Source organism: Pelosinus fermentans JBW45 (genome assembly GCF_000271665.2).
Classification (GTDB): Bacteria; Bacillota; Negativicutes; order DSM-13327; family DSM-13327; genus Pelosinus; species Pelosinus baikalensis.
In genome coordinates this window covers 4,863,424-4,875,144 of the sequence record NZ_CP010978.1, presented here as the reverse complement: position 1 = coordinate 4,875,144, position 11,721 = coordinate 4,863,424, and the positions used below count along the sequence as shown (strand labels likewise).

The window sequence follows — 11,721 nt, the reverse complement described above, 5'->3', positions numbered from 1 at the left end:
GATATTCTTAATTAGATTCTCGGTATAATGAGATTTGGGAGGTGCAGCGTGGAAATGGAACACATTGCTTTCACTCTTATCTTACATGCAGGAAACGCACGCAGCTATTGTTTCGAGGCTCTAAACTTTGCGCGAATCGGAAAACATAAAGAGGCTTTTGAATGCCTCAACGAGTCAACTAAAGAATTACAAAAAGCGCACACCTTGCAAACGAATCTATTGCAAACGGAAGCAAAAGGTGAAAAGCAAGAAATGAACTTACTAGTAGTGCATGCTCAAGATCACCTAATGAATGCATTATTAGCAAGGGATTTGATTAAAGAAATGATTGGCATGATACAAGAGAGATCATCTTAGGGGCAAGTATTCAAAATACTGATACAATCTATAAGAGATTCTGACTTTCAAATGAGATCAAATCAATAGTTAGATGCAGAAGCAAGCCGATTAGCCTGACACATTATGCGTCAGGCTAATCGGCTTGCTGCACCACAGGCTGCAGGAGAAATCAAATGACAGACTCAGCTTTACTATAGTATAGTGAATAGGATACACTAGTCATAATCTAACAGCGTTAGTGATTTACTTGGATTGCATTGAGAAAGAATTGGAGCTTACAACTTATGAAAAAATATAAAAAAATATATGTAGAAATAACAAATATTTGTAACCTAACATGTGATTTTTGTCCTGAAACCAAAAGGAAACCTGAATGTATGTCAGAAGCTGCATTTAAAGAAATTTTGGATCAGATTAAATTTTTTGCAGATTATATCTACTTACATGTGATGGGGGAGCCTTTATTGCATCCTAAATTAGGACGTCTTCTCGATATAAGTCATGAAAAGGGGTTTAAAGTAAACATTACAACAAACGGTACTTTAATCGCTGCCGTAGCAGAAACCTTACTTCAAAAACCTGCAGTGAGACAAATCAATTTTTCACTTCATAGTTTTGATGGAAATCAGAAGTCCATATCGAAGGATGAGTATATTGATAACATTTTAAATTTTTCTAACAAGGCAGCAGCAGAGTCGAACATAATTATATCCTTACGATTATGGAACTTGGATGAAGCGTTGCTGACAGCGGATCAAAGAAAAAGAAATGTAGAGATCCTTTATAAAATTGAAGAGAATTTTAAACTGTCTTATAAAATACAGGGAAATTTGTCTGAAGCCAAAGCGTTAAAATTAAGAGATCGAGTATATCTCAATCAGGATTATGAGTTTAAATGGCCTGATTTAAACGAGGAAGAGGATTTCACACCAGGCTCTTGCTTTGGTTTAAGGAATCAAGTTGCTATTTTAGTCGATGGCACAGTAGTACCCTGCTGTCTTGATGGGGAAGGGATCATTAACTTAGGTAATATTCATGAAAAACAATTTTCTGATATTATACACGCAAAAAGAGCAGAAAATATAAGGCTTGGTTTTTGCAATACTCATGTGGTGGAAGAACTGTGCAGAAAATGCGGGTATAGAAAAAGATTTAACAAATAGACTCTTTTCGTCTTTGGGGTTTAAAAAGAGATAGGAAGGTTTGTCAATCCCAGAAAACTATGATAGTATATTTGCGTATAAGAAGATTGCAACGTTTTCATAAATTTACAAACTCGTAATTGCTATTTTTACGAAATAAAAAGAAAATTAAAAGTAATTCTTATATCAATACATGAGCAATAATGAATGGAGAAATGAAATTATGATGGATTTGCCAAATTGCCCAAAATGTAATTCAGAGTATACTTATGAAGATGGAAGTCTTCTGATCTGTCCAGAATGCAGTCATGAGTGGACTTTAGAAGGCGAAAATAGTGAAGAAAAAAAGATTATCAAAGATGCAAACGGGAATGCCTTAAACGATGGTGATTCTGTAACAATTATTAAGGACCTTAAAGTAAAAGGAAGCTCATCCGCTTTAAAAATAGGTACAAAAGTAAAAAATATACGTTTGGTTGATGGCGATCATAATATTGATTGTCAAATTGAAGGTTTTGGAGCTATGAAATTAAAATCTGAATTTGTTAAAAAGATCTAAGCTTGATTTTCATGTGTACCTCTATATGGTAAAATCATTACTATCAATAAAGCGAAGATACCCCTAATCTAGTCTGTGATTCGATTAGGGGTACTTCTTTAGGCTTTGCATTGGATTTACTTTTTGCAGGAGATTGTGTTTTAATGGTAAATAAAACATAATATATATACCAACTAATTCGCAAGAATGATCAGAGGTGCATTGATGAAATTAAATGATTTTGAGCAATATGTGGATGACATTATTATGGAGCGTGGGCGGCAGTATTATCAAGAGAAAAGAACTGGAATTATTGAGAACCAACAGGATCATCGATATGTGGTCGCTGTTACCGGCAGTGACGATTATTTGGTTGCCGTACAGTTGGATGAGCAAGAAACAATAGTGGAAGTAGGGTGCAACTGCCCTTATACTGGAGGTCCGTACTGCAAGCATATGGTAGCTGCCCTTTTAGCATTGCGCAAAGAAGAAGTGCATACTGTGGCTGCTAAAAAGATAAGTTCTGAGAAAAAAACAGGAACCGTTTTACCAGTGAAGACAAGTCTTAGAGAACAGCTTAAAAGCAGCCTGTCTCGCCAACCGAAGGAAAAACTCATTAATTCACTTCTGGACATAGCGGAAAATGATTTGACCATTGCCGATGAGATCAAAGCAGAGTTTAACTCTGGAAGTGACGAAAAAGAAAAGTGGATTGGCTTAATGTGGCGCTATATTGAGGAAGCAAAAGATGATAATGGTTTTATTAGTTACCGGAATTGCCAGCGTGCTGTTGAAGGAGCTTACAAAGTGGTGGCGCGGGCACGGAGAGCATGTGATGAACAAGAATATGAACTTGCTGCGGATTTGGCATTATGTGTGATGGGTGAAATGACTGGTATGCTGCAGTTTGCTGATGATTCAGCAGGAGATGTGGGCACAATTATCTATGAAGTACAGGATGTATTAGTGCAAATTACTGATACGGTTCCCCCAGGACCAAAGGCAGAAAAGTGTTTTCTCAAAATTCTTCACGAAGCGGGTCAAAGACGTTATCATGACTGGTCCGAATGGAGAATAGACTTGCTGCATTTTTGTATTGCGGTGATCACAAATCCTAGGCAGCGAGAGCAATTTGAACAATACTTGAAGAAAATTTCTTTAAAGATGGAAGAAAAGGATCAGGACGCTTTTTCTCGGGAATATGAGTCTGAGGCGATTGCCCTTTTGCAATATGAACTGATTGATAAATTTGATGGTAAAAAAGCTGCTGTAGATTTTCTTTATGCTCATCGGAATTTTTCTCGCTTTCGAGAATTAGCGATACAGGAGGCACTGGCAGTACAAGATTATGCTAAGGCAGAGATGCTAGCATTGGAAGGTGAAGAGCACGATCACAAATTGCCAGGGCTGATAAAAAAGTGGAAAGAGTGTCGTGTTGAGGTGTATAGACTAACTAAGCAATTGGATAAGATGCGGGAAGTAAGCCGTGAGTTGGCATTATCCGGTGAATTTACCTACTATCAGAAATTAAAGACTATGTATGATTCGGCTGAGTGGGCGCAAATTTATCCTGGTATTTTGGTAGAGTTTGCAAAACAATCCGGATATATGGACAATAAATATACGTCTGCTATTATTGAAGAGCAGGAATGGGAAAAGCTTTTAGAGTATGTTCAAAAGAATCCCCATCGTATTGTGGATTTCTACCGTCCGTTACTAGCAAACTACCCGGAGCAAGTCTATGAGCTCTTTAAAGAAGAGATACTTCAGGACGCAGCTCGTAGTTCGAAACGATCTCATTACAAAAATGTCTGTTCTCATTTACGATTATTAGTAAAAATCGGCGGCAATCGTATTGCAGCTGATTTGGTTAAGCACTTGATGTTCGAATACATACGCAGACCTGCTTTTTGCGAAGAGTTAAAAAATGTGAAAGTAAAATAATAAGAAGCATATTGTAGGATTATAATTCTAAACGAGACGAAGGCGTTGTTTTCATATTTTCTTATAACCAGGATTTTTTAGTTCTGGTTATTTTTTTATGCAAATTATCTTATGCTTTATATGAGCGGAATAGTTGTCGAAGTTGATTCGGTGTCATATTGGTGATTTTTTATTCTGATAGAGAGATTAACATGCTATGTAACCTTTAATGGTGTTCATACATAAAATAATATGCGGATAGTTTTATTCAGCCAGAAAAGTAGGAGAAGAAAAATAATTTTCGTAAGGGAGAGTGTGTAAAAATAATAACTCATTAGGTCTAATTGCTTAAGGAGTCGTTAGCTTTCAAATACATTTTGAGGTGTTTGTCATTCCGTATTTTAAGCCATATTTATTGATCGAAGAATTGGGATATACTAAATAATAAATAATTGAGCAGGAGAGATTTTATGGAGTATCTAGAATTTCTACAAGCTGATATCCTATGTTTATTATACGACTACGGCGAAATGACAGCAGAAGAAATAAACTCAGTATTGGGAAGTGACCATGAAGATGTAGAATCTGCTCTTTTTCAATTGGTGATCGAGGAAAAGATTCGAGAAGTAGCCGAAGAAAAATACACTGCTGTAGATGAATTAAAGGTAAAGCGACTAAAGAAAGACTTTCCAATTGTGTTTTAAGGGGATGAAGAAATTTAATCGTCTTGCCTATAACGCGAGAGGAACGCAATGAAAGTTATCAACAACCATTCACATGTTATTAACAGGTTTATCCACAAGAAAGTCGTCTACTTTTTATATGAGTGGACGACTCTCTTGTAGTTTTATCAACCAAGTAATCTTTTATTTAGGCAAGTCTGGGCAACGTATTTGCTTTTTCATCCCTTATTCCACCCCGATTTAGATCCTCAAACACCAATGGCAGATGCCTATCTTATCGTAAATCATCGTACTAACTTATAAAAACATTAAAATTGATAGCGTATACTTACGCTATACGTTCTTCCAGAGGTTGCTTCACTAGCATAAAATTCTTTATCAAAAAGGTTTTGGATACTGAATTGTAATGTCGTATTAGGTGTTACTTTATAATTAAAGTAAGTATTCATCACGAAGAAAGCATCCTCTGAGCCGTATTCTCCCGTATTTGTATCTGGGGCTTGTCGTTCGCTGACATATTGTGCGTCTAAAATAGCATTGAATTTGCTTTTATTATACTCAATGCCGGTATGTAACAAATGTTTTGGTATATCAAAGTCGTTGTTTTCCTTGCCGCTAGCATTTGTGATTTTACCATTTTGCCATGCGTAATTAATATAGCCATTCCAATTTGTATTAAATTTATGAGTCAAATCAAATTCTACACCTCTGCGTTTTTCAGTGCCTGCATTTTCATATCTTTTAAAATCTACAATGGATGTTCCTGGCAGATAGTGAGATATATAGGCAACTTTATCATCAGTCTTTACATGATATAAAGAAATCCCCAAATTGGTTTTTTCATTTAATGATTTTTTCACACCAATTTCAAAGGTATCAGAGGTTTCAGGGTCTAAATCGGGATTTGCTATGACATCACCCATTCCTCCCCCTCCGTACCGATATACTTGATAAAGGAGCGGTGGATTAAAAGAATGTCCATAGGAAGTGTAATAGCTAGTAGATTTATTCGCTTTATATTCAAAAGAAATTTTTGGACTCAATTCACCATAACTGCCATTAGCGTGGTCTTTACTTGTTGATGGGTTCAATACTTCACCGGCATCATAGTAATGAGAATAACCGTTATACTTTTTATAATGGTCATAACGGACTCCTAAATACATTGTTACAGGATCAGAAATCTTATATTCATCTTGCACAAATAAAGCAAGATTTTTAGCTTTTCCTCCATGTTTCTCATAGAAACTGGTCACTGAATTATGATCTTTCCAGTTAGTCAGATTATATCTTGTTTGATCAAAAGACTCTTCTTTTCCATTGAAACCAGCAACAATTGTATGCTTTCCAATATTTTCCCATGCCTTTTGAAAATCAATATTATAGGTTTTGCTTGGATAAAAAGAGTTTGTTCCTTTACCTTCCCAATTAATATTTGTTACCGAAGAAGACGCACTGCTGAATCCATCTTTTTTCGTATCGCTAAATCCAATGTTTAACTGCACTTTATGATCATCATCTTGATAATTTAATGTGTGTAAATCAGTTTCCCTTTTTCCTACGTATCCCAAAAAAATGCCTGCAGTTAACTTCACATAGCTGCCATCTTGGGACTTTACAGTTCCATTAAAAATTGGATTGCCATTTGCATCATAGGCATAGCTGAAAGGATTTTTGTAAGAATAATCATTTTTACTTTTCATATACGTATATTTCAACGATTTATTCTCATCAAATTTATATTTTAAATAAAAAGACTGGTTTTCATTCTCCCATTCTTTTTCACCACGACCGCCAATAAGGTATGACCCATCAGACATTTTAGGTAAATTTACATTTTTGATCGTACTTGGGTTTACCGTTGTACTTGCGCTGCCGTTAGCGGTTCGATAATAACCGCGATAGCCGTCTGAGGATCTTTTTTCATATCCTGCTCCAACAGATAGTTTCTCATTTAATTTTTGATCAAAATACATGCTTTTTTTCCATGTATTATTGCTTCCATAGGAAACAACAGCATCAATACTGGTATCTTTTTTACTATCTTTTGTAGTAATATTTACAACTGCGCCAACCGCGCGTCCTCCATACAAAGATGATGCTGCTCCCCGAGCAATTTCAATACGGGCAATACGCTCTACAGGGATCATCTCCCAGTTCATAACTCCATTCCAACCAGAATTCATAGGCTGTCCATCTAAGAGAACCAGAATATCAGTGCTGCTAAAACCTCTGATACTGATTCCGCCCTGTGCGATTGGACTCATGTAGACACCTGTTTTCATTTGCAATGCTTCCGTAACAGATGTCACATTTTTGGCAGCGATTTCCTCTGCGGTAATCACATCAACACTGGCTGGAACTTCTTTCACATCTTTCATTGTTCTAGTAGCGGTTACAATCATTTGATCCAAAGTGAAAGTAGGAGTCGATGTTTCTTCTTCGGCAGCAAGGGAATTGCCTCCACCCAGCAGTACCGAACTAGTAAGCAGTATTGTTATTAAAACTTCTTTATTGGCATTTATTAGTTTTGCTTTCTTTTTCACTCAAAGATTTCCTCCTTAGATTTTAATACACACGAATTAACCCCTCTCTGAAATCAGAAAGGGGCTATAAAGCATAAAAGAGTCCGTTCATATTCGATTCTGACCTTTGCAACAGCCAAAAAAGATTGTTTCTCTAAATCCCCTCCTCATCGCTCGTGAGTACAACGGTGACTAACAATCAGGCAGTTCTCCTGGCTCCGGATCTTTGCTTACCCGCGTCTTCCCAAAGCTTGCGCTCCAGTGACATCTTTGCGGATTCACTCCCCGTTACAGTGGCGGGACCGCGCCGGCATTACACCGGTCTTCCCTATTAAGCCCTTGCGGGCACCTGACGTAACGATATTCAATTTTTAGTAAGACAAGCTATACCATCTATTACTTTTATCACTTCTTACTAGGGACTGTCAAGAAAATTCTGTCTGTTTATAGGGGATAATAAAAAAAACAACTGTTTTTGTAATGTCTACTATCCAAATTGCGGCTGGCATTGATAATTTTTTTGATAAAAATTACTCTGAATTTATTAGCCGGTCAGGGTCGCTAGAGTTTATGAGTAACGGCGGCTTGATCCTACTGCCGCTAAAAATATGTAGTTAGGTATTAAACCTTCTGTATCATAACGGAAGGCATTTAGTATTTTAAAGAAATAATACGTATGTTACTATTAACACGAGATAAGTAGTGCAGATAGTAATAAGGAGGAAGAATAAGTGTCTATATTCAATTTACGACAAAAAGAATTAATCAGACTACTTATTGCAGAAAATGATTTTAAACCAATTAAATATTATTCGGGAGTTCTTAAAGTATCTGATAAAACACTATCCAAAGATATAAATTTTATTGAAAATTATTTGAAAAATAAAAATATTGAGATTACTCGCAAGCCGGGGAGTGGTATACAAATAAAGATTGGTAATCATCAAAAAATGGATTTACTAAATGATATCAATGCAAATTTAGGAGCATTCGATCCATTGTCAATCAAAAATCGTAGAATAGAAACTTTGAAATTGTTGCTCACGAAATCAAATCAAAATACATCCATTCAAAAATTGGCAGATGCATATTATGTCAGCAAAGCCTCCATTGCAAATGATTTAAAGTTCATAGAGGATTGGCTGCAAAGTTATGATATTACACTCAATAGAAGTGTAGAAGGCACAAAGATTAATGGATCAGAAGTAAATATAAGAAAAGCAATTGCCTCCATTACCAATGAATTATTAAACGATACTAGTGATAGTCTTGATGAAGGTAGTATCTCTAGGCTTGATTCACAGACAATAAAGGGATTATCTAAGATCTTTGATATTGATTTAGTCTTATATATTGAAAAACTATTGATTGATTTAGAAAAAACATTGGAATATACGATTGGTGATCCATATTTTATTAATTTATTAACCCATATTCTTATCTGTATAAAAAGAGTAAGTGAAGGCAACCAAATCCAAGGACAGAATAATAGCAGCTTTATATTCCTGTCTACTGATGACCTATTATCAGAAAGTGCTGCTAAGTTAGCACTAAAAATTTATGAAAAATGTAAAATTAATATTAATGATTCAGAAATTTATTATATTTACCAATACCTGGTTTCATGCGGAGTTGGACAACGGCTGCTGGGAAATTCATTAGTCATTAAAAAAGATCAGGAAGTGAATTACATTGATATAACTACTTCTCTAATCAAAATGGTCTCAGATATTTTAACCTTTGATTTGACCAAAGATCCTTTGCTGCATGATGGATTAATATTGCATATTAGACCAATGCTAAATCGTCTTAAATATAACATTCAAATAAAAAATCCATTATTAAAAGAAATTGAGGAACGATTTACTGAACTGTTAAGCATATGTCAGATCGTGGTACATTTGATTACCTTAAAATACAATCTAAATAGTATTAGCATTGATGAAATTGGATATTTAGTGACTTATTTTCAAGCAGCCATTGAAAGAGGGATCAGTTATAAGAAAGTAATTGTAGTTTGCCATAGCGGCTATGGTACTTCACAATTACTGACAACTCGGTTGAGAAGGGCATTTCCTCAGTGGCAAATTGGCGATGTAATATCAGAACGTAAATTAAGCACGATCAATCTAGATGATATCGACTTTATTATCTCAACAGTTCATTTAACGATTAAAGAAAAGCCATATATGCTTGTTTCAGCATTATTAAATGAAAAAGACATTAAAAATATTAAGAGCATCTTAATTGAAGATTCATTTGAAAATACTAAGCAAGATTTACAACTAGAAAATCTTGAAAAATTAATTTCTGCTACTGATATTTACATTAACACAGAAGATGCATTCATTATTAATGATCTAGAACATAACAATGGGCAAAAATTATCGTTTTATAATGTTGGATTTGGAAGAGAAATACAGATACTCTTGGCCGGAAATTCCAATGTTAAACGGTTTGCAATCCAAATTATGAATAATACAGAAGACGGTAATTGTATAAAATTTTATATTCTCAATCCTGATTATGAACACGTAAAAAATATAGTCGTGGAGATCTATCATTTATATGAGGCAAAAAATGAAATGAATTATCTGCTAGAGTGCACTCGCACTATCGATGTACAACGCTTTTTTAATGAAAAATTGAGGACAATGGGGTGAAATTATGGATTTATCAAAAGTGATAAGAAGTGAAACAATCAAATTGGATATGGAGGCTACCACAAAAGAGGAAGTTGTAGAAGAATTAACGGACTTATTGTTTCAAGTAAATGCCATATCAAGTCGAGAGAACTTTCTAAAAGATGTATTTTATCGGGAATCAATAGGAACAACTGGGATTGGTAATGGCATCGCCATTCCCCATGGAAAATCAAAATTTGTTAACAAAACATCACTGGCTATTGGGAGAACGAAAGCTGATATTGATTGGAAAAGTCTGGATGATCAGCCAGTTCGTTTTATTATTTTATTTGCTGTTACTGAAGAAGATAAAAATAGCACTCATATAAAGATATTAGCAAAAGTAGCTAGTAATTTAGGAGATGATGATGTTTGTGCCAAGTTATTAAAGGCTAAATCACCTGAAGAAATCTTAGATATATTTTCAGGCAGATAATAAAAAAAGAGAGGAGGGATGTTATGAAAATTGTTGGAATTGCAGCTTGTACTTCAGGAATTGCTCATACGTATATTGCAAAAGAAAAATTAATGAAAGCGGCTAAAGAGTTAGGGCATGAAATTCACATTGAGACCCAGGGAACAATAGGAACGGAGGATGAATTAACGGATCTCGATATTAAGAATGCAGATATCGTAATCGTAGCAGCCGATATCAACGTTGGTGGTAAAGAACGATTCGCAGGCAAGAAAATTCTCAATATTCCAACCAATATTGCTATTAAATCGCCAAAATCAATCATAAAAAAGATCCAGGCTGACTTAGGACTATAATTAAATATGGATAATTAGAGGAGAGATAGTATGCTCAAAAAATTACAACTTAAAAAACATGCAATGACGGGTATTTCCTATATGTTGCCTCTGGTTGTAACAGCGGGACTTCTTATTGCTATTGGAAATCTCTCAGGCGGATCAGTCATAAAAAATTACAAAGAAGCGTATTCAATTGCTGATGCGCTGGTTTCTCTGGGGGTATTTGGCATGGGTTTAATTGTTCCGGTAATAGCAGGTGCTATTAGCTATTCCATTGCTGATCGTCCAGGTATTGCTCCGGGTTTAATGATGGGCTTAATAGCGAATGCAATTGGTGCTGGTTTCCTAGGTGGCATGTTAGGAGGATATATCGTTGGCTATTTCGTACAATATTTAAAAAATAATTTGAAAGTGCCAGTATGGGCTCAAGGGCTAATGCCAATGATGATTTTACCCTTAATTTCAACTATGATTGTAGGCTTACTTATGTTCTATGTAATTGGTACTCCCATCGTTTGGTTAACAGCAACACTAACAGAGGTATTAAAAGGTTTGCAAGGTGGCTCAAGATTTATATTCGGTTTAGGAATGGGCGCGATGGCAGCATTTGACTTTGGCGGACCTGTAAATAAAGTTGCTTCATTATTTGCAGATGGTTTATTAGTAGAAGGAATATATGGACCAGAAGCTGTTAAAATTCTTGCATCCATGGTTCCGCCATTCGGCGTTGCATTATCATGGATCATAGCAAGGAAAAAATATTCAAAAGAAGAGGCAGAAAATATTAAAATTGCATTCCCCATGGGCGTTGCGATGATAACGGAAGGCGTTATTCCCATTGCAGCCAGAGATCCAATTCGTGTTATCGCTGCTTGTTCCATAGGTGCAGCCATAGGTGGCGGATTTTCCATGCTTTGGAATGTAGGAAGCCCCGTACCTTCAGGCGGTATGTTTATCGTGCCCGCCATGGAGAATCCAATAGGATTTTTAGCTGCCTTATCCATTGGCACAGTGATAACGGCTGCAATATTAGTGTTAACGAAAAAACCGGCCGCAGACGATTCATTCTTTGATGAGGAAGATGAAAGCGTAGATTTATCAGAACTTAACATCACAGATCAAATTAGATGAGAG

11 protein-coding genes and 1 riboswitch are annotated in these 11,721 nt (G+C 35.7%); of the genes, 10 read left to right on the top strand and 1 reads right to left on the bottom strand.

The annotated features are described in order from the left end of the window. Nucleotides 1–54: 54 nt before the first annotated feature. From JBW_RS21545 to JBW_RS21525, 5 genes are all read left to right on the top strand, one after another. The gene (locus tag JBW_RS21545; RefSeq protein ID WP_007958002.1) at nt 55–357 is read left to right on the top strand and encodes a PTS lactose/cellobiose transporter subunit IIA; all 303 of its coding nucleotides are present in this window, start codon (nt 55–57) and stop codon (nt 355–357) included. A gap of 266 nt (nt 358–623) precedes the next feature. Next, nucleotides 624–1,502: a radical SAM/SPASM domain-containing protein gene (locus JBW_RS21540; RefSeq protein WP_007958000.1), complete on the top strand. Its 879-nt coding sequence runs from the start codon at nt 624–626 to the stop codon at nt 1,500–1,502. A 202-nt stretch (nt 1,503–1,704) separates the two neighbouring features. Further along, nucleotides 1,705–2,040, top strand: coding sequence for a zinc ribbon domain-containing protein YjdM (locus JBW_RS21535; protein ID WP_007932966.1), 336 nt, complete (start codon nt 1,705–1,707; stop codon nt 2,038–2,040). 204 nt (nt 2,041–2,244) lie between these two features. Then, a complete protein-coding gene (locus JBW_RS21530; RefSeq protein WP_007957998.1) occupies nt 2,245–3,963 on the top strand; it encodes an SWIM zinc finger family protein in 1,719 nt (572 codons plus the stop codon). Nucleotides 3,964–4,412: 449 nt separating this feature from the next. Next, the gene (locus JBW_RS21525; RefSeq protein WP_007957997.1) at nt 4,413–4,646 is read left to right on the top strand and encodes a hypothetical protein; all 234 of its coding nucleotides are present in this window, start codon (nt 4,413–4,415) and stop codon (nt 4,644–4,646) included. Nucleotides 4,647–4,933: 287 nt separating this feature from the next. Here JBW_RS21525 and JBW_RS21520 read toward each other — a convergent pair whose 3' ends face one another. Beyond that, on the bottom strand, nt 4,934–7,171 hold the full coding sequence (locus tag JBW_RS21520) for a TonB-dependent receptor (RefSeq protein ID WP_007957996.1): 2,238 nt from the start codon (nt 7,169–7,171) through the stop codon (nt 4,934–4,936). Between the two features lie 163 nt (nt 7,172–7,334). Then, nucleotides 7,335–7,518, bottom strand: a riboswitch (cobalamin riboswitch). A 112-nt stretch (nt 7,519–7,630) separates the two neighbouring features. On the opposite strand from JBW_RS21520, the gene JBW_RS25065 reads away from it, so the two are divergent. From JBW_RS25065 to JBW_RS21500, 5 genes are all read left to right on the top strand, one after another. Then, nucleotides 7,631–7,768, top strand: a complete 138-nt coding sequence (locus tag JBW_RS25065) for a hypothetical protein (protein ID WP_158453475.1) — start codon at nt 7,631–7,633, stop codon at nt 7,766–7,768. Nucleotides 7,769–7,881: 113 nt separating this feature from the next. After that, the gene (locus JBW_RS21515; RefSeq protein ID WP_007957995.1) at nt 7,882–9,813 is read left to right on the top strand and encodes a BglG family transcription antiterminator; all 1,932 of its coding nucleotides are present in this window, start codon (nt 7,882–7,884) and stop codon (nt 9,811–9,813) included. A gap of 4 nt (nt 9,814–9,817) precedes the next feature. Further along, entirely contained in the window at nt 9,818–10,270 is a 453-nt protein-coding gene (locus JBW_RS21510) for a PTS sugar transporter subunit IIA (protein WP_007957993.1), read from the top strand. A 23-nt stretch (nt 10,271–10,293) separates the two neighbouring features. Then, complete coding sequence (locus JBW_RS21505; protein WP_007957991.1) at nt 10,294–10,605, top strand: PTS fructose transporter subunit IIB; 312 nt, start codon at nt 10,294–10,296, stop codon at nt 10,603–10,605. A gap of 30 nt (nt 10,606–10,635) precedes the next feature. Next, nucleotides 10,636–11,718, top strand: coding sequence for a PTS fructose transporter subunit IIC (locus JBW_RS21500; RefSeq protein ID WP_007957990.1), 1,083 nt, complete (start codon nt 10,636–10,638; stop codon nt 11,716–11,718). Nucleotides 11,719–11,721 lie beyond the last annotated feature (3 nt).